Here is a 19,905-nt window from a genome sequence, read left to right as displayed (position 1 = left end):
TTCTTAAAAAAATAAAATATTTTAAAGTTTTAAACAAAACAAAACATTCCCATATTTGTTTTGAACAATTATAGGAATGTTCCCTAACTGACATGTGAAGTGCAACACTTCAATGTTACATTAAACTCTCGACTTTGAAATATAAGTTGAGAGTTTTTTGTTTTAAATATTTTCTTGATACATTTGGTAAGCTGTTTTATAACCAAACATTTTTCTTGGGATGTTGTTTACTTTTCATTCAAGAGTTTTTATTTTATCTTCACTTACTAAACTGAAGTCAGTTCCTTTTTTATATCATCTTCTAACTATCCCATTTATGTTCTCGTTGGACCCTCTTTGGAATGAAGAATAAGGTTGGCAATAATAAACTTTAAAGTTGAATTGTTTTGCAGTTATTCCCATCATTTGAAACTCTAACCCATTATCAACAGTGATGCTTTTTATTGGGAGTTTTTCATCTCGAATAATGGTATACATTTTAGCCATCATTGATCTAGCGTTTTTACCTTTTATTTTTCTAATAATTGCCAACCTTGTTTTTCTTTCTACTAATGTTAATAAGTGGTAATAACCACTTTGCCTTTTACTAACTATTAGATCAGCTTCTCAATGTCCAAATTCTTTTCTTTTGTTTATCTTTTCTGGTCTTAGACTATAAGGAATGCAGTATTTTCCATCAATTTTAGAAAATATACCTATTTTTCTTCTTTTTCCTTTAACATATTTTCTTCTTAAACAATCTCTTCTTTGTATCTTTCAAATCTTGCTATTGATTCATCTAAATACTTGCCTAGCACTTGGAACTTTAACTAATGGATAGTTTTCTTTTATTCAAAAAATTGTAGCTTCTACACCATGAGATTTAGGATTAAATTTTTGAATAAAAAGATCTGTGAAGTTTTTGTACTTCAACATAAAAAACATATGACAATTTGATTTTCTTCTAATGTATTTTTTGTGAGCATTTGATGAATAATAAATTCCTGTTGAAGATGTGTTTCTTTTTAATTCTCTTGATATTGTTGATTTGTTTTTATTTAAGATTTTTGCAATCTTATTCATAGAATATTTTTCTTTATTTCAAAGAAAATAAATTAAGCATCTTTCTTCTTTTGTTAAATGTTTATAAGTTTTCATAAGCACTCCTAATATTCATTATCTTTTTATTAGTGAACACTTACAAACAAAACAAATGAAGTGCACACTCTTTTTCGAGTGTTGCACTTCACATGTCAGTCGAGCAACATTCCCATATTTGTTTTGAACAATTATAGGAATGTTTTAATTTAAAAATAAATTTAATCTAAATATTTTTTAAAACAATTATCTTTTTAGTTTAAAAATTTTATTGTGTTAATTAGTCTTTGTACTTTTTAACAAAAGCTATTAATTTTTTAGTTTTATTGTAATCTATTTCATTATTGAAAAATTTAATCTTATTATTCTTTTTAGCGTTATTTATCATTACTGGTTTTTCATATGTAAAAGCTTCAAATGAATATTTTCCATGATATCTACCAAAACCACTTGTCTTAACTCCACCAAATGGTAAATTGTGATTTAGGATATGGGAAATAGAATCATTTATACAATATCCACCAGCATTTATAACTGAAACAAATTTATTTGCTAATGATTCATGATCAGTATAAATATAAGCGGCTAATGGAGAATTATCAATTTTGTTAATATAGTTTATTATTTGTTCAAACTTTTCATCATAAGCATAAACAAAAATTATTGGACCAAAAATTTCTTCTGTCTCAATCATTGGGTTAATTGAATCAACTTTAATAATGGTTGGTTCAATTAACATGTTTTGATCATCAAAATTACCACCAAAAACAATATTGTTTTTGTATTTATTTAAAATGTCTTTTAATCTATCATATTCTTTTTGATTGATTATTTTAGGAATGTTTTTGTTTTGTAAACAATTTGGATATTGTTTATTTATTTCTAATTTTAATTTATCAATGAAATCAGTTATTGTTGATTTATAAAATATGTGGTTAATAGACACACAAGTTTGACCAGCATTCATAAACTTTGCTCAAGTAATTCTTTCATAGATTGAATCATTGATAACATCATTAACAACACAAGGACATTTACCACCAAGTTCAGTAATAAATTCAATATTGTTTTCAACACACTTTTTAGCTACAATCATTCCAACTTTTGTACTTCCTGTAAAAAATACCAAGTCAAATCCCATTTTATAAAGATCGTCATATGAATTGATATCTTTGTCATCAATGTATCTAACTGTTTGTTCATCAAAAGTAACTTTTATTATTTCACTTATAACTTTATTTATATTTGGTGTGTTTGGAGATGATTTTAAACATATTTTATTATTAGTTGCTAGAGCTCCAACCATTGGAATAAAAGCTAAATTAAATGGATAATTAAATGGAGAAATAATTAACACATTCCCTTTTGGTTTTCTTAAAATAAATGATTTTGTGCCCATTGTTTGATATGTTGATTTTACTTTTATAGGCAAAGATCATTTTTTAATGTGTTTTAAAAAATAATCTATTTCATTTATAACTTCACTGACTTCTGATAAAAAAGATTCTTTTTCAGATTTATTTAAATCTTTTTTTAATGCTTCATACAAATGATTTTCATACTTTAAAATTGATTCTTTTAATTTTGTTAAATCACTAATACTTTTACTATAATTAATTTTTGATTGCATTTTCATTTTTTAACCTCGCTCAATTATAACTATTGTTTTAGTTAGATAAATACTATTATCTAGTGTTATTTTATAATACTTGCAAATATAATACAATAAAATATAATATAAACCTTTTAGTTATCAATAAAGATTAATAATTGAGATTAAAAAATAAGGTTAGTTGTGTTTTGTTTAATAAACTATTGTTTTTTTATTTCAACTAAACAATTATCAATTCAACTAATAATTGAGTTACACATTTGAATACCACAATTAACTGTTGATGTTCAATATCAGTGGTTATTTACATAATTATTATTAATTGGTGCTACATCAATTATGTTAACTTTAATTAATTCTAAAGATGCAATTTTATCAATGAATGATTTTCTTAACTTTTCAAGAAATTCTATATTGTGTTCTTTATCTGTGTGAGAACCAAAAAACATTCTTATTAAAAATAAGATTTTAATATCACAAAGTTTACTAATATCTAATTTATCATTATCAAAAAAAGTTTCATAATAACGATCACCTTTTTCAGTAATAGAATAAATAACTTTATTAGGTTTGTTTTTTTGGATTACAACCTCTGCTGCTATAAGTTCATTGTTTTCCATCTTTTTTAATTCTTTATAAACTTGCGATTGTAAAATACTTCAAAAATTCTTAATTGATTTATTTATTATTTTATCAATGTCATAACCTGTTAAAGGTCTGTTTTTTAATAATCCTAAAATTGCATAATCTAACATAAGAATTCTCCTTTATTTATTTTTTTAATGGTATTTAATTTATAAAAAAAATAAGTCAATAATTTTGATACATCAAATAAATTACAATTATAGCTTTAGCTAAAACAAATAACTTATAAATCAAATTAAAAAAACATTAATATTTTATAAATTGGTTTAAACATTCTGCATGTTTTTCTACACAAAAAGTTATACTACATAAATGTAAAATAAATATTAAAAATTTAATTATTTATAAATTTAATAAAAACCAAATTTAACATTTAAAATTTGTTAAAAACAAAAAAGTTATTCTTTCAAATAACAATTATCTAATAATTAGTTCAAATTTATTATTATGAAATAATAAAAAAAGAGTATAAACTTGGTAGTTAATACATCTTCTTTATGTAATTAAATGTAAAACTATATGTTAATTTTGTCTAAAGTAAAAACAAAACAACAATTAGATTTTAACTATAACACCATTAGCTTTTACATATAATAAGTTTTCATCTTTAATTAATTTAGAATAAGGACATGTTTTATGACATTTAACCATAAATTCTTCAGCTTGTTTTTGATCTCAATCTTTAAACACACCTTCTATTCCAACTTTGATATGAAAACCTGTTGCTTGATCAATATATAATTGAACAGTAACTTCCACTTGAGGTGCTTTAGAAGAATCAATACCTAATTGTTGTGCTACAACTAATGCCGCTTGTGAAAAACAACCTGCATATCCTGAAGCAAATAATTGTTCAGGGTTAATAGAACTTCCATCCCCTCCCAATTCTTTAGGAAATGATAATTTTGTTTTAAATTGATTATCACTAGTATAAACATTACCATTTCTACCACCAATAGCAATTCCTGTTACTTGATATTTTTTTTCCATAATTTTTTACATCCTTTCTATTAATAAAAAATAATAACAATAATTCAATATTAATATATAACTTAGAAAAAATAATATAAATTTAAATTCACTTTCTCTTAGGTTTGAAACATTTATTTTTAAAAATAAATTATTTTCTTTTTATTTTATTAACTAAGGACATATCAATATGACAATATCCATTGGGGTTTTTTTCAAGGTATTTTTGATGATACTCTTCAGCCTCATAAAAATTTTCGACATTTTTTACTTCCACCACTATAGGTTTTGAATAGTTATGTTTTATTTTTTCAATATAATCATTAGCATATTTTAAATCATTTGAATCATCACTATAAAAACCTGTTCTATATTGTCTACCAACATCATTACCTTGTTTATTTAAAGATGTTGGATCAATAATAATAAAAAGAATATCTAATATATCACCGATGGTATAGTTTTCATCATCATATTTAATTTCAACAGCTTCAACAGCATCAGATATTCCATCACAAACTATTTCATAATTGGGATTATCTATCATTGAGTTTAAATACCCAACTCGTGTTCTTATATTTTCTAAAGCAAGTTTATAAAAATGTTCAACACCTCAGAAACATCCACCTGCAACATAAACTTTTTTTATCATAATTCACTCTACCTTTATTTTTGAATGGACTTTATTATACATTGTTTTTTAATATAAAAAATAATTTAATTTGTGATTATAGTTAACATTATTTTTCATTTAGAAATTATTATAACCAAAAATATGATTAACATATTTGTGTGGATTAATTTAACAATAATTTAATTGTCGTTTTATCAAAAATAACAATAACAAAACATTTTATAAAAATGTAATTTTAAAATTCAGATGTTTTATTTGATAAAAAATAGAAAATATTAACTAACAAACGTTAAATAAAAAGATTTTTATTTAGCTTATGCTTATTTAATTAAACTAAACATACAATATTAAATTAGAATTAAATATAACTACAAAAACAATCATTAATTAAATATATATGATTTAGAATATAAAAATTATTTAAATTATTTAAAGAGGTAATATGGAATCAATAAATAGATATTTAAGTTATGATCAGCAAATTAAAAATCTTGAATCTAAAAATTTAGAATTCCCAGATCAAGAATCAAAAGAAATATTTATTGAATATTTAAAAGAATATAATTATAGTCATTTTATTTTAGGACTTAAAAATAAATTAATGTTTGATAAAAACAATAAATACAAAAAAGGATTTACATCAAATAACATAAGATATCTATTTGATATAGACAGAAATATTTCTGCTACACTTTGAAAATATTTTAAGGGGTTAGAATTACATTTTAATTCAAGCGTTGTTAAGGTTCTAGCTGAAATAATCCAAAAGAAAACTAATACTCCATATTTATGTTGTCTTAGCGAAGAAGACTTTCTTGAAATCTTTTCAAATTTAAATAATGTTAAATATTTTTCAACAAAAAGTACACTCATAGATAAAAAAAGATATTTCATAGAAGAGTTTTACAAAAATTATGACATCGTTTATTTTTTTGATGAAGTAGCTAATTCTAATCTTGATAAAGAACATGACGAAATAATTAAAAAAATTGATAGATCATGAATCGCACTCAAATTTAACACTACAGATTTAAAAAAGAAAAAATGAGTTTATATTCAACTTTTTACATTATGTTCAGCATTAACATTTTCTCAACTTCAAAAAATTTTTAAAGCATTAAACATTAGTTTAAAAAACAAAATAATTGATGAATTTTTAAAAAATTTGAAAACTCATAAAAAAATGAAAATGACAGAGTTTGACATTTATGAGTTAATGGATTTGTTTAACAAGTTAAGAAATGCTTTAGCTCATAATGGTTGTATGATCAAATTTAGATATAAAATAAAAAACACTTCTAAGCTTTTTAATTTTTTCGATATACAAAAAAATGATAATGATAATGTTACAACTTTACAAATTAATGATTTTATAAATATAATTGAAAACATTAGAGGTTTGGTTGATAAAGAAATAATAAAAAATGAAATTCTTAATGGAATAAGTTCTAAACTTCAAAACCGAAATAAAAGAGATTATATTTCTCCAATACTTTATCAAATATTAGAAGATGAAACCCATTTAAAAATTCCAAAAAGCATTAAAAACATACAGTAAAACTAAATTTAACTTTTAAATATTAAAACCCCAATTAGCAAGCTGGCTAATAGGGGTTTTAAAAAATTTTTATAATAAATTTTATTATGTTAAATAAGCTAATTAGAGTTAATTTTAATTTTGATTACTATTTAATTCTATTTTCAATACTTCATCAAGTTTTTTTGAATAATCACCAAACAAACATGTAACACAGTTTTCTGAAAGCATTGAACCTTTTGCTCCTAATTTTTTAATGTTATCTTGGCTAACCTTTTCAATGTCTTTAACAAAAACCTTTATAGAATTTATATTAGCTTCTGTGCTAGTAATATTTTCTTTACCACCAACACTAGTATAAAAATCATTTATTTCAAAAGGTATATCATAGCTTAAAGTTAGTTCATTATTTACAATAGTTGCATGTTTTTTAGCTTTTGCTTTAATTACAAAATATGCTATCCCAAAAGTAAAAACATATAAAAAAATTAATTTTGTTTTTTTCATTTTATTTCTCCCTAATAAATGAATCTCTAAGTTTTTTTATGTATATTTTTGGATCATATGGATTGAATAACTGAAAATCTGAATTAATAACAGACACCTTTAAATTTCCCTTAAAATTAATTTTTATAGGTTTTCCATCAATTATTATTTTAGTGTTTTCAAGTTCAGCATTACTTTTTAAATTAACATTAAAATCTGATGGAACAATTAATGGGGATTTTAGTGTCATATATCTTTTTTGAGTTATTGGTTCTAATTCTAAAATTTGAATTGCATTTAAACCATTATACATAATGGCACCATGTGCATTTTTATTATGAGCAGTTGAACCCATAGGGGTACATATTAAGATTCCAGAGCCTTTAAATTTTTCTAAAAAAACATTTTTAACATAAACACTTGATTCAAATGTTCTATCACATCTTATTATCACTTCATTTAAGCAACGATATTCTTTATCATCTAAACAAATTTTTAAAACTAAGACATGGTTAAAATTTCTAGGATTTGCTATTTTAGATTTTAATGTATTAAGATTACTCTTATTGAAAAAAGAATAATATCCTAAATTTCCTGCATTGATTGCTACAATCTTTTTATTTTTAAAATCATTAAAATGTTTTAAAAAAGTACCATCTCCACCAATTACAAAAATATAATCTGTTAAATCAACATTATCAACATAATTTCAATCACTTAGTATTTGAGAAAGTTTCTTTTTTAAAAATAATGCTTTTTGTGATTCATCATTAATAAAAACAGTATAATTCATGATTACATTTTTCTATCTTTTGTTTCATCAAAAAAGCAGCATTTAGTAAATTTATAAAATTTATTTATATTACTATAATATCTATCACTTGTTGGGTCATCTTTAAAAATGCTTCATTCTATAGGGTTAAAACCTATAACTAGTTTAATAGGGTTTTTATTATTTGTTGTTTCAAGTAATATTGGATAGCTTAAAATCATTGGATTTTTAATAATCACATACATTAATTCTTTTTTGTTAAGTGTCTTAATATCAAAACCTAAATCTTTTAAATGTTCTGAATGCGGGTTAACCAATTCTATCATTCCATTCGGAAGTAAAGCTTCCATATCTAACAAATCTTTTTCTGTTATAGGTTTATAAGTTAGGTTTGATTTATCAACAATAATGTTGTTTTTTTCAATAAAATCTAGTGCATAATTACTTGCTTTACACTGTGAAACATAAAATAATTTTTTCATATTTTAATAACCTCTAGAAATTATATTTTTCATAATATGCATTATTAATATTTTACAATAATATATAAATAATGACAAAACAACAGAGGTTTATAAAATGAAAATTATTGTTTCAGGAATCCAATCGACAAATTCTTTAACTCTTGGAAATTATCTTGGGGCTTTAAAAAATTTTGTTGATATGCAAAATGAAGAAAATAAATTATTTGTTTTTATAGCTGATCTTCATTCCATAACAGTTAATTTTTCTCCAGAGTTATTAAAGGAAAATAGAAGATCAACAGCATGTTTATATAAAGCTTGTGGTTTGGATTTTAAAAAAAATTATGTTTTTTACCAATCAAGCGTTATTGAACATTCTCATTTATCTTATTTATTAATATGTCATACATATCTTGGAGAATTAAATAGAATGACTCAATTTAAAGATAAATCACAAAAAATGACATTAAGTAATCAAACGCAAAACATTCCTGCGGGATTGTTATATTATCCAACACTAATGGCTGCTGATATTTTATTATATGATGCTGATATTGTTCCTGTTGGAAAAGATCAAAAACAACACTTAGAATTAACAAGAGATATTGCAATTAGATTTAACAAAAAATATAAAGATGATTTTTTTAAAATTCCAAATTTCTTTACAAAAGAAAATGGTAACAAAATAATGGATTTACAAAATCCAGAAATTAAAATGAGTAAATCAAATGAAAATACAAAAGGAACAATATTTTTGTTAGAACCATTAGATTCAATTAGAAAAAAAATTATGGCTGCAAAAACAGACTCATTAAACAAAGTAAATTTTGATTGAGAAAATCAACCAGGAGTTACAAATTTACTAACTATATATTCAGCATTAACAGATACAAATATTGAATCTATTGTTCAAAAATATGATGGTAAAAACTATGGTGAATTCAAAAAAGATTTAGCTGATATAGTTTGTTCTAAATTAGAGATTATTCAAAATAACTATAATAAAATAATTAAAGATAAACAAATAGATGAAGAATTAAAAATAAATGGGACTAAGTGTAAAGAAATAGCTAACAAAAAAATTAAACAAATCCACAAATTACTTGGATTAGATAGTGAGTAAAAAATGAAAAATAAAGAAAGAAAATTGATAGTGACAGATCTTGATGGAACGCTTTTAAGAAGTGATGAAACTATTAGCGATTACACTGTTAATGTAATTAAAAAAATAATTAAAAAAGGACACATATTATGTATAGCTACTGGCAGACCATTAAGAAGTTCATACCACATATATGAAAAACTTGGTTTAAAAACAGTAATAGCAAACCTTAATGGTTCAATCATCACTAATCCATCTGATAACACTTTTTTACCAATTAACTTAACCTTTGGAAGGGGTTTAATACATGAAATATTTAAGTATGAAGAACTTAAATCAAAACTTGGATGTGTGTTAATTGAAAATATAGATGGTACATATGTTTTGTCAGATGTTAAAGACCATAGAGTTCACAAAGAGTTTTTAAAAAAATTTCATATAAATCCTAATGAACCGGTTTTTTATACAACATTTGATGATATAAGTATTATTCAACGTGATATTAATTCAATATTAATGTGAGTTAAAGATGTACCAAATATAGATGATTATACTTTTAAAGTTAAAGGTTTAACTGGAACATTACTAGTTAGAAATTGGTCCATAAAAGATTATACAGATGGTTCTGTTTTAGAAATTAATTCAATTTTTGGCAATAAAGGTACAGCATTAAAATTCCTATCAAGTTATTATGCTATCCCATTAAGAAATTGTATTGCTTTTGGTGATGGTGAAAATGATATAGAAATGATTCAAAAAATTGAAAATGGATATGCAATGAAAAATGGATCTTCTGTAGTAAAAGTCCCAGCAAGTAAAATAACTGAATTTGATAATGATAATGATGGTGTGGCCAGAGAGTTAGCTAAAATATTTAATATTAAAGTTTAATATGATAACTCTAATTTGATGTGAAGATAAAAATGGAGGTATAGGATTAAATAACTCTATACCATGACACATAAAAGAAGATTTAGAATTTTTTAAGGCAACAACTTTAAACCACACAATTGTAATGGGAAGGAAAACATTTGAGTCAATTGGAAAACCTTTAAAAAATAGAAAAAATATAATTATTACAAAAAATAAAGAATATAAGATCAATGACCAATCAGTTGAAATATATAACAATATTCAAGATGTATTAAGAAAATATAAAAATGAAGATATTTTCGTGATTGGTGGTAAACAAATATATTTCTTATTTAATAAATATGCTGATAGATTGTTAGTATCAAAATTATTTGAATCTTATAATTGTGATACATATATGAATGATTTTGATTATTCAAATTTTTATTTAAAAAAAGTTGATAATAAATCAGAATTTAAAATATATCATTATTTTAAAAAATAAAAAACTCTTAACTTATATTTTAAAGTTAAGAGTCTCATACAAAATTAAAGTGTTTATCTTACATATAAATTAGAAACCATAGTAATTAACTATGGTTTTTTAAATATATTTAAATCTTATTTTTAATTAAGATTGATATCCTTTAAAATCTGTAATATCAGCTTTTATTTGATAATCACGCTTACTTAAATATTCATGTTTACGAACAACACCATTTTTAGTAACAAAGGCTGTTAATTTAAATTCGCCTGCTGGAATATTTATTTTATAAAAAGAACTAACAATATCTTTATATACAAGATTTTCTGTTGTCATTTTATTAACGTAATTTTGAATACCCAATTTATAATCTGGAGTAAAATTTAGTTGCGCTATAAGCTTTTGATTTAAAGATTTTGAATTAGCTTCAAATATAAAACTAAATGCAGAAATACCATTGTTTTTATTTTCAAAACCACTTCAAGCATAATTTTGAATTTTAATATCAACATCTGTAGCTGATAATATTTGGCCAATATCAACTGTTGAAAAAATATTATCAACAATATTTTTTGGTGAATAATAATAGTATTCTAAGTTGTTATTAATTATTGATTGTTCAACTTTATTTCTTAAAGAGTAAGGATATACTTTAGAGTTTAATTCGTCTAAATATTTATTTCAATTTTGATTTTCAAAATCCTTTCCATTATAAGGATTAACAAATTCACGACTATATTCATTATTGTCGATTGATAAATGAATTGATGTTTGAACTAGTGTTCCATCTTCTTTTGGATAAAGTAATTCAAATGGATAATATCCCATTACATACATTGAATTGATTTTTCCATTATTAGATAGTTTTACTTCAAGTTTATCTAAATTCAAATTTGAAGGAACAGAATTTTTTTTAATTGATTTTTTTACAACATCAGCTGAGAAATTATTCACATCTCAACTAGATGTATCAAAATCTATAGAATTTAATACTGATTCATTTATTTCTGCTACTGGTGGTTTTGGAACAGGGACACTGTTATCGTTGTTATTGCCACCACCTTGGTCTAAAGACCCATTTAGTTTTACTTTATATTCTTTTGAAACAATATATGCTGTAGAACCTGAAATAGCTAGAGATGCACATAGAGTTGATAATCCTAGTATCTTGTTTATTTTTTTCATGTTACCCTCGAATATAGATATATTTTAGCAAATATATTTTTATATAACGATTAAATTATTTTTATCAACTTTATATTTTTTGTTTAAATTTAAGTCATTTTACACAAGATTTTAATGCATCTACAAAATCATTTAATGTTCACATACTAAATAGCCATTTGCTATTTTCAAATTTTTCATCTAGCTTAATGTGTTTAAAAAACTTTAAAGGGAAAGATTCAATTTTATTATCAGTATTGTTTTTATAAGTAAACTGAAGATTTATACTGATAAAAAAATGATCATCTATAAAATCAAAATCATAAGATAATTCAATTTTGCTATCTTTGATATTATATAAAATTCTTTTAAATATTTTTTTATCTACATAAGAATTTTCTACAAGTGGTGATAATTTACCATTAAGATATTTAACAACCTCATTTATCACAGTTTGTTCTTGATAATAAATATTACCTTCATTTAAATATTCAAAAAACATATCAATTAATTTTGGAATATTTTTTGTTTCTACTAATCCGTTTTTATTAACAGTAAATTTAGCAGTTTTAAGTCCAGAAACTAATCCATCAATTTTTGTTATCAGCAATTTTAATGAATCAATATTAGTACTATCACTTATAGATTCAATTATATTAGATGATTTATCTATTAATAATTTTTTAGTTTCTGTTGATAATTTTAAACTATCTATAATTTCTTTATATTCATTTGATGTCATAACATACTCCGTCTTATTAAATTGTATAAAAATAACTTGGAAGTAACCAAGTTATTTTTTAGTCTTCATATTCCTCTATGTCGCCAATTATGTCTTCTATATTTTCTTCTTCAGAATCTGAATCTTCTTTTTGATAATGTTCATCATATTCTTCTTGTTCTTCATTAGAATCATCTTCTAATTCTTCATTTGAATATTCTTCTTCGTGTTCATCATATTCATCAGATTCTTCTATTTCTTCTAACTCTTCATCTGATTCTTCATCATATTCATCATCTGACAATTCTTCTTCATACTCTTCTTCATTATCAGACTCTTCTATTTCTTCATCTGAATATTCTTGTTCATCATCAGATTCTTCTGTTTCTTCTAACCCTTCTTCATATTCATCATCATTAGATTCATCATATTCATCTTGTTCTTCATATTCATCATATGAATCTTCTGTCTCTTCTTCATATTCATCATCTGAATCTTCTTCAGAATATTCTAATTCTTCATCTGATTCTTCTTCTTCGTATTCTTCTTCATAATCAGGGTCATCTATTTCTTCATCTGAATATTCTTGTTCATCATCAGATTCTTCTTCATATTCATCATCTGACAATTCTTCTTCATACTCTTCTTCGTTATCAGATTCTTCTATTTCTTGATCTGAATATTCTTCTTCATATTCTTCTTCATATTCTTCTTCATTATCAGATTCTTCTATTTCTTCATCTGAATATTCTTGTTCATCATCAGATTCTTCTGTTTCTTCTTCGTATTCATCATCTGAATCTTCTTCAGAATCTTCTAATTCTTCTTCTTCGTATTCATCATCTGAATCTTCTTCAGAATCTTCTAATTCTTCTTCTTCGTATTCTTCTTCATAATCAGAGTTATCTATTTCTTCATCTGAATATTCTTGTTCATCATCAGGTTCTTCTGTTTCTTCAAATTCTTCATTAGATTCATCTTCATATTCATCATCATTAGATTCATCATATTCATCTTGATCATCATTTGAATCATCTTCTAATTCTTCATTTGAATATTCTTCTTCATACTCTTCATCATCAGATTCTTCTGTTTCTTCTAACTCTTCTTCATATTCATCATCTGACAATTCATCTGAATCATCTTCATATTCTTCATCTGACAATTCTTCTTCATACTCTTCTTCGTTATCAGATTCTTCTATTTCTTGATCTGAATATTATTCTTCATATTCTTCTTCATTATCAGATTCTTGTATTTCTTCATCTGATAATTCTTCTGAGTCGTCTTCATATTCCTCATCTGAATACTCTTCTTCATCATCAAATTCTTCTGTTTGTTCTAATTCTTCATCTGATTCTTCTTCATTATCTGAATATTCATCTTCATATTCTTCATTAGAGTCGTCATTTTCAACTATTTCTTCTTCAAATGAATCTTTGTCTACTTCAGAATCAACTTCAGTTTCAACATCTAAATTTTCATTATCATTATATTTTTCATCAATTCCAATGTTATCGTTTTCACTAAGTTTTGAGTCATCTAATAATTCTTCATTGTTTACTTTATTATCATTAATATCATTTATTAGATGATTTACATTTGCATCATCTAATTCATTATTTTGATTTTTATCATTTAAATTAGAATGGTCAATAATATGATTTTTAGTTTCACTAAGATCAAGCTTACTATTGTTTGAAACTACAACATCATCAATATTTATCTTAGTAACATTAATTGTTAGTGGTATTTTCTTTGAAATTAATTTTTCTAATTCATGGTCAATTTCATCATCAATTTCTTCTTCAATTTCAGACTGTTTTAACTCATTTTTAGCCTCTAAAAGCTTCTCAAAATTGAAATCATCACTATTTAATACTAAATTTTGATTTTTTTTTAAATATGATGCATCGCTTATTTCGCTTACATCATTAAATGAGTTCATTCTAGTTGTAAAATCTGTTATTGGAATATCAGAAACCTTTTTTTCATGAAGCTTATTATTACCATCTAGCAAGTATATTGTTTCTCTTCCACCAATCATAAATCCAGAGTGGATTAAGTATGGGTTTGATTCAACTTGAGAAAGGATTCTTTTTCCAATTTTCGCCCGACTTGTTAGTGTAATATCTTCAAAGTGGATTCTTTTGGCACCACGATTAGAAATTAACAAAATAAAACTTTCATCTGGTTCAACTGGCATTAAAGCTCCAACACAATCATCATCTTTTAAATTAATGTTTTTAACACCAGAGGCACTTCTACCAACAACTGGTACCTCATTAATTTGATATCTCAATCCATTTCCATTTTTAGATACTGTAATAACTTCTTTGTATTCATCTTTAACAACAAATGCAGTTATAACTTCATCATCTGATTTTAATCCAATATAAGATGATATTTTTGCATTTCTAGCCATTGTTAAATCTTCAATCATAAAACGTTTTACCAAAGAATTTTTTGTTGCTACAAATACTTCTGTTTTAATGTTTGAATTTTTAGAGATAGCAAAAATAGCTATAGTTTTTTCAAATGAATCTATTGTGATAATTTCATTAATGTGAATTCCATTATCTTTAGCTTTTGTGAATTTAATTTTATGTGCTGGAATAGTAATACATTTCCCTTTTGAAGTTAAACAAACCAATGTTTCCAAAGTACTTAAAGAAATCATATTAACTGGTATATCGCCTTCTTTAAACTTAAATTTATCTAACGTAACATCAGTTATTGAAATATCTTTAATGTATTTAATGTAATTATCTCTAGTAACAATACAAACACCATGATTTTCTTCAATAATGTCAGTTTGTTCAATAGCTATGTCTTCAATTTCATCTTCTATAGAAGTTTTTCTTTTGAAACCTAATTTTTTATCAAATTCATTAAGTTTATCAATTAAGAACTGGTTTCTATAGTTTTGATCTTCGATTAGTCTTTTTTTAATATCAATAAATTTTAATAATTCATTGTACTCGTTAATAAGCTTTTCTGTGTCATATGAAGTTAAAACATATAAACGTAAATTAACAACAGCCTCAGCTTGGTTTTGATTTAAACCAAATGAAGTCATAATTTTTTGTTTAGCTTCATCTTTACTTTTTGAAGATTTAATCAATCTAATTAATTTATCAATATCTTTTATTGCTTTGATTAAACCTTCAAGAATTTCTTTACGATTTAAAGCTTTTTTCAAATCAAATGTTGCTGATCTTATTATTATGTCATTTGCATGTTCTAAATAAGAATCAATTATTTGAATAATGTTCGTTTGGCTTGGTTTTCTATCTTTAATTAAAATAATATTTGCTGAATAAGAGATTTGTAACTGAGTTTTTTTGTATAAAAAGTTTTTTATTATTTCTAAATCTTTATCAGTTTCAAATTCCATTACAATCGAAACACCATTTTTGTCTGAATCATCTCTTACCTCTTTAAGGCCTGGTAATTCATTATTTATTCTTAACTCTTCAATTGACTTTACAATATTAGCTTTATTTGTTTCATATGGAATTTCTGTAACTACTAATTGTTTTGTTTTCTTATTACTTTTAACAGTTTCAGAAATTCTTGCTCTAATATTAAACTTACCTTTACCTGTAGCAAAAATTTCTAAAATTCCATCTTTCCCTTGAATAATACCACCAGTTGGAAAATCTGGACCTTTAATAATTGATGCAATTTCTTTAATTGAACAACTGTTATGTTTAATTCTATAAATAATACCTTGTAAAACTTCACTTAAGTTAAATGGGGGAACATTAGTCGCATAACCTGCTGCAATACCTGTTGAACCGTTAACTAAAACATTTGGCAAAAGAGATGGTAAAATAGATGGTTCACTTTCAGAATCATCAAAGTTAGGAATGAATTTAACTGTATCTTTATCAATATCTTCAAGCATAAGCTCTCCAAATAAAGAAAGTCTACACTCTGTATATCTCATCGCTGCTGGTCCATCACCATCAAGAGAACCTTTGTTACCTTGCATATCAAGTAATGGGATATTGTTCTTTCATTCCTGAGACATTCTAACCATAGCTTCATAAATTGAACTATCACCATGTGGGTGATATTTACCAATTACTTCCCCAACTGTTCTAGCTGATTTTTTATATGGTTTATCATGATGAATTTTTAATTCATTCATAGCATATAAAATTCTTCTTTGAACAGGTTTTAAACCATCTCTAATGTCTGGTAATGCTCTATCTTGAATAATATATTTAGCATACTTACCAAAACTTTCAGACATAATGTCTTCAAGTGACCTGTTTCATATTTTGTTATTATTATCAAAAATATTAGACATTTTCTCCTCCATTTAACTTATTTATATAGTTTTTGCCATAACAGTATAAGATTTTGAATTAGCTTTCTAATTCAAAATCAACATTATCATTTATCCATTCTTTTCTTTTCGATGAATCTTCTCCCATAAGTATTGAAACACGACGCTCAGTTAAAGCAGCATCTTCTATTGAAACTTGAATTAATTGTCTAGTTTCAGGGTTCATTGTTGTCTCTCATAATTGATCAGCATTCATTTCCCCTAAACCTTTATATCTTTGAATTTCATAAGAACTAGCTGTTTGTTTTAGATCATCTAATTCATAATCTTCTCAAGCATATGTCGATTTTTTACTTTTAGTATTAGTGAATTTATACAATGGTGGTAAGGCAATATAAACTTTACCTTCTTCAATTAGTGGTCTCATATAACGATAAAAGAATGTTAATAATAAAACTCTAATGTGAGCACCATCAGTATCAGCATCTGTCATAATAATTACTTTCCCATAGTTTGATTTAGAAATATCAAAATCACTACCAATGCTTGCACCAATACATGAGATAATTGTCCCAATTTCTTCGTTTTTTAAAAGATCTTTAAGTTGTGCTTTTTCAACATTAATTACTTTACCTCTTAGTGGTAAAATTGCTTGGAATTTTCTATCTCTACCAAGTTTAGCACTACCACCAGCTGAGTCCCCCTCAACCAAAAATAATTCTGTGTGAACATTATCTTTTGATTGACATGGAGTTAATTTACCAGATAAGATTCTTTCTTTTTTTTGCCCTTTTAATTGTTTAACTTCTTCTCTTGCTTTTCTAGCAGCATCTCTAGCATCTCTTGAAAGTTGTGCTTTTTCAATAATTAACTTAGCATCCTTTTTGTTTTCTTCAAGTCAGTAAGTTAGTTTATTTTTAACTATTGTTCTTACAGCTACATAAGCTTCTTGTGTAAATAGTTTGTTTTTTGTTTGTCCTTCATATGAGATTAATTTTTCTGGAACCTTAACTGAAATAATACAAACTAAACCTTCTCTAAAATCACTACCTTCAAAGTTTTTTTCTCTTTCTTTAATTAGCTTTCATTTTCTTGCATATTCGTTAAGTGTTTCAGTTAGTGCTGTCTTAAAACCAGTTTCATGTGAACCACCTTCTTTTGTTTTTACTGAATTTGCAAAAGAAATAAAAGTTTCAGAGTTGCTATTGTTATATTGAAAAGCTACTTCAACTTCAATTCCTTGATCTTTTCCCTCCATGTAAACAATTTGTGAAAATGGAGTTTGAGTACTATTGATAAATTGCACAAATTCAATCAAACCGTTTTCAGCTAAAAATTCTTCTTTTTTATGAGTAATCTCATTTTCAAAAACTATTTTTAAACCCTTTAATAAGAAAGCGGTTTCTTTAACTCTTTCCAAAATAGTGTTTGCATTAAAAGCAACATTTTTAAATATTGTTTTATCTGGCATAAAAGTAACAGATGTACCAGTCTTATTAGTATTACCAATTATTGTTGACTTTTGAACTATTTTTCCACCATCTTTAAATTTAGATTCATATATCTTACCATCTCTTTTAACAGTAACTGTTAACCAAGAACTTAAAGCATTAACAACTGAACTACCAACACCATGCAATCCACCAGAAACACCATAAGCTGAATCATCAAATTTACCACCAGCATGCAAACTTGTAAAAACAGTATCAACTGTAGACATCTTTGTTTTAGGGTGAATCCCTGTTGGAATACCTCTACCATTATCTTCAACAGTGAAAGACCCATCACGGTGTAATGTCATTTTAATAGTATCTGCAACGCCTGCTAAAACTTCATCGACAGAGTTATCAAAGATTTCTCAAATAAGGTGATGTAATCCTCTTTGATCAGTTGAACCTATATACATACCAGGTCTTTTTCTAACTGGTTCTAAACCTTCTAAAACTTTAATATCGGATTCTTTATAAGACATATAACAACCTCAATAAAATAAATATAAACACAAAAATATTAAGACTAGACTAAAAGGAATATCTTGTATTTTTAAAATATTAACAAAAATAATTCTTAAGTACTTTATAATTATATAGTACTATTCTAATATCAAATAAAATTTTTATTTTATCTATTTGGAGGTTGTGTGGTTACCGCTAGTTTTTTTGGTTTATCTATGCTTTTTTGCCTAATAGGTTACTTTTTAGGAAACATTTTATTTGGTTTAATTATTTCAAAAATAAAAAAGATAGACCTTAGAAATGTTGGAAGTGGTAATGTTGGAGCAACCAATTCATTAAGAGCTTTTGGGAAAATAATTGGGGTTTCTGTTATGTTGTTTGACATGATTAAATGCTGACTCTCAATATTTATTTCTGTTGTTCTATATCATTTCATTGTGCCAATGTTTTTATCAAAAGATAATAGCTATTTATATGAACAAAATGGTTTTATTATTTACTTAGCTGGTCTTTTTTCAGTTATAGGACATTGTTTCCCAATATTTTATATTTATGCACTAATTAAATATAAGGGAGATTTTAATATTGCTAAAAAATATTCAGGTGGAAAAGGTGCTGCTTCAACCGCTGCTTTATTATTTTCTATTTCGCCATGAATTTTTGTTACTGCTTTTTGCATTTTCTTTATTGTTGTTTTAACAACAAGATATGTTTCATTATCATCAATTATTGCTGTTTCATTATCATGTTTTTTAACACTTATTCCACACTTAGATTACCTTTACATTTTAAACATTCCAAATTTAAGTATTATTGATTCCATTCCAAATGTTAATCAAGCTTATAATGTAGTAAACATAATAAATTATCAAAATAATTGATGATACATTTTAAGCATATTTTTAATCTTGCTTTTTACATCATCTATTGTTGTTTATAGACACAAACAAAATATAATAAAACTAATAAATAAAAATGAATCTAAAATTTTCTAACATATTTATATAAAAAATAGAAACAATATTATAATATATTTATGTAATATGCTCAGATGGCGGAATGGCAAACGCAGTAGACTCAAAATCTACCGACAGTGATGTCTTATGGGTTCAAGTCCCTTTCTGAGCACCATTA

Annotated in this window: 18 protein-coding genes and 1 tRNA gene; 6 read left to right on the top strand and 13 right to left on the bottom strand. The window is 24.7% G+C overall.

Going from position 1 to position 19,905, the window contains the following annotated elements; genetic code table 4:
- Positions 1–162 precede the first annotated feature (162 nt).
- From EXC57_RS02395 to msrA, 5 genes are all read right to left on the bottom strand, one after another.
- The gene (locus EXC57_RS02395) at positions 163–1,137 is read right to left on the bottom strand and encodes an IS30 family transposase (protein ID WP_129692514.1); all 975 of its coding nucleotides are present in this window, start codon (positions 1,135–1,137) and stop codon (positions 163–165) included.
- 220 nt (positions 1,138–1,357) lie between these two features.
- Positions 1,358–2,713, bottom strand: coding sequence for an aldehyde dehydrogenase family protein (locus EXC57_RS02390; protein ID WP_129692584.1), 1,356 nt, complete (start codon positions 2,711–2,713; stop codon positions 1,358–1,360).
- Positions 2,714–2,889: 176 nt separating this feature from the next.
- Positions 2,890–3,444, bottom strand: a complete 555-nt coding sequence (locus EXC57_RS02385) for a PadR family transcriptional regulator (RefSeq protein ID WP_004025480.1) — start codon at positions 3,442–3,444, stop codon at positions 2,890–2,892.
- Positions 3,445–3,889: 445 nt separating this feature from the next.
- The gene (locus EXC57_RS02380) at positions 3,890–4,324 is read right to left on the bottom strand and encodes an Ohr family peroxiredoxin (protein WP_004025481.1); all 435 of its coding nucleotides are present in this window, start codon (positions 4,322–4,324) and stop codon (positions 3,890–3,892) included.
- 130 nt (positions 4,325–4,454) lie between these two features.
- Complete coding sequence (msrA, locus tag EXC57_RS02375) at positions 4,455–4,952, bottom strand: peptide-methionine (S)-S-oxide reductase MsrA (RefSeq protein ID WP_192805604.1); 498 nt, start codon at positions 4,950–4,952, stop codon at positions 4,455–4,457.
- 427 nt (positions 4,953–5,379) lie between these two features.
- On the opposite strand from msrA, the gene EXC57_RS02370 reads away from it, so the two are divergent.
- Positions 5,380–6,495, top strand: coding sequence for an Abi family protein (locus EXC57_RS02370; RefSeq protein ID WP_004025483.1), 1,116 nt, complete (start codon positions 5,380–5,382; stop codon positions 6,493–6,495).
- A 114-nt stretch (positions 6,496–6,609) separates the two neighbouring features.
- Here EXC57_RS02370 and EXC57_RS02365 read toward each other — a convergent pair whose 3' ends face one another.
- Genes EXC57_RS02365 through EXC57_RS02355 form a run of 3 tightly spaced genes read right to left on the bottom strand, consistent with a single transcriptional unit; the run spans position 6,610 to position 8,214 of the window.
- On the bottom strand, positions 6,610–6,981 hold the full coding sequence (locus EXC57_RS02365) for a PTS transporter subunit EIIB (RefSeq protein ID WP_004025484.1): 372 nt from the start codon (positions 6,979–6,981) through the stop codon (positions 6,610–6,612).
- A 1-nt stretch (position 6,982) separates the two neighbouring features.
- The gene (locus tag EXC57_RS02360; protein ID WP_004025485.1) at positions 6,983–7,753 is read right to left on the bottom strand and encodes an NAD(+)/NADH kinase; all 771 of its coding nucleotides are present in this window, start codon (positions 7,751–7,753) and stop codon (positions 6,983–6,985) included.
- A gap of 2 nt (positions 7,754–7,755) precedes the next feature.
- Complete coding sequence (locus EXC57_RS02355) at positions 7,756–8,214, bottom strand: ArsC/Spx/MgsR family protein (protein WP_004025486.1); 459 nt, start codon at positions 8,212–8,214, stop codon at positions 7,756–7,758.
- 97 nt (positions 8,215–8,311) lie between these two features.
- Between EXC57_RS02355 and trpS the strand changes: the two genes are divergently transcribed.
- From trpS to EXC57_RS02340, 3 genes are read left to right on the top strand one after another with little or no spacing between them, the layout of a single operon-like run.
- The gene (gene trpS, locus EXC57_RS02350) at positions 8,312–9,319 is read left to right on the top strand and encodes a tryptophan--tRNA ligase (protein WP_004025487.1); all 1,008 of its coding nucleotides are present in this window, start codon (positions 8,312–8,314) and stop codon (positions 9,317–9,319) included.
- A 3-nt stretch (positions 9,320–9,322) separates the two neighbouring features.
- Positions 9,323–10,189 (top strand): Cof-type HAD-IIB family hydrolase, encoded by an 867-nt coding sequence (locus EXC57_RS02345; RefSeq protein WP_004025488.1) that lies wholly within the window; start codon positions 9,323–9,325, stop codon positions 10,187–10,189.
- A 1-nt stretch (position 10,190) separates the two neighbouring features.
- The gene (locus EXC57_RS02340) at positions 10,191–10,655 is read left to right on the top strand and encodes a dihydrofolate reductase (protein ID WP_004025489.1); all 465 of its coding nucleotides are present in this window, start codon (positions 10,191–10,193) and stop codon (positions 10,653–10,655) included.
- Positions 10,656–10,781: 126 nt separating this feature from the next.
- Here EXC57_RS02340 and EXC57_RS02335 read toward each other — a convergent pair whose 3' ends face one another.
- From EXC57_RS02335 to parE, 5 genes are all read right to left on the bottom strand, one after another.
- Entirely contained in the window at positions 10,782–11,819 is a 1,038-nt protein-coding gene (locus EXC57_RS02335; protein WP_129692583.1) for a hypothetical protein, read from the bottom strand.
- 70 nt (positions 11,820–11,889) lie between these two features.
- On the bottom strand, positions 11,890–12,540 hold the full coding sequence (locus EXC57_RS02330; protein WP_004025491.1) for a hypothetical protein: 651 nt from the start codon (positions 12,538–12,540) through the stop codon (positions 11,890–11,892).
- A 58-nt stretch (positions 12,541–12,598) separates the two neighbouring features.
- Positions 12,599–13,684 (bottom strand): hypothetical protein, encoded by a 1,086-nt coding sequence (locus EXC57_RS05175; protein ID WP_004025492.1) that lies wholly within the window; start codon positions 13,682–13,684, stop codon positions 12,599–12,601.
- A gap of 54 nt (positions 13,685–13,738) precedes the next feature.
- Positions 13,739–16,837, bottom strand: coding sequence for a DNA topoisomerase IV subunit A (gene parC, locus EXC57_RS02320; protein WP_004025493.1), 3,099 nt, complete (start codon positions 16,835–16,837; stop codon positions 13,739–13,741).
- A gap of 58 nt (positions 16,838–16,895) precedes the next feature.
- Positions 16,896–18,788 (bottom strand): DNA topoisomerase IV subunit B, encoded by a 1,893-nt coding sequence (gene parE / locus EXC57_RS02315; RefSeq protein WP_036451490.1) that lies wholly within the window; start codon positions 18,786–18,788, stop codon positions 16,896–16,898.
- A gap of 168 nt (positions 18,789–18,956) precedes the next feature.
- On the opposite strand from parE, the gene plsY reads away from it, so the two are divergent.
- Positions 18,957–19,766, top strand: coding sequence for a glycerol-3-phosphate 1-O-acyltransferase PlsY (gene plsY / locus EXC57_RS02310; protein ID WP_004025091.1), 810 nt, complete (start codon positions 18,957–18,959; stop codon positions 19,764–19,766).
- 50 nt (positions 19,767–19,816) lie between these two features.
- A tRNA-Leu gene (locus EXC57_RS02305) sits at positions 19,817–19,902 on the top strand.
- Positions 19,903–19,905: the final 3 nt, after the last annotated feature.

It is taken from the genome of Malacoplasma iowae, assembly GCF_900660615.1.
Taxonomy (GTDB): domain Bacteria; phylum Bacillota_I; class Bacilli_A; order Mycoplasmatales; family Mycoplasmoidaceae; genus Malacoplasma; species Malacoplasma iowae.
Note: the sequence above shows the minus strand (reverse complement) of the source record. Positions and strands in the feature narration are given on the sequence as shown.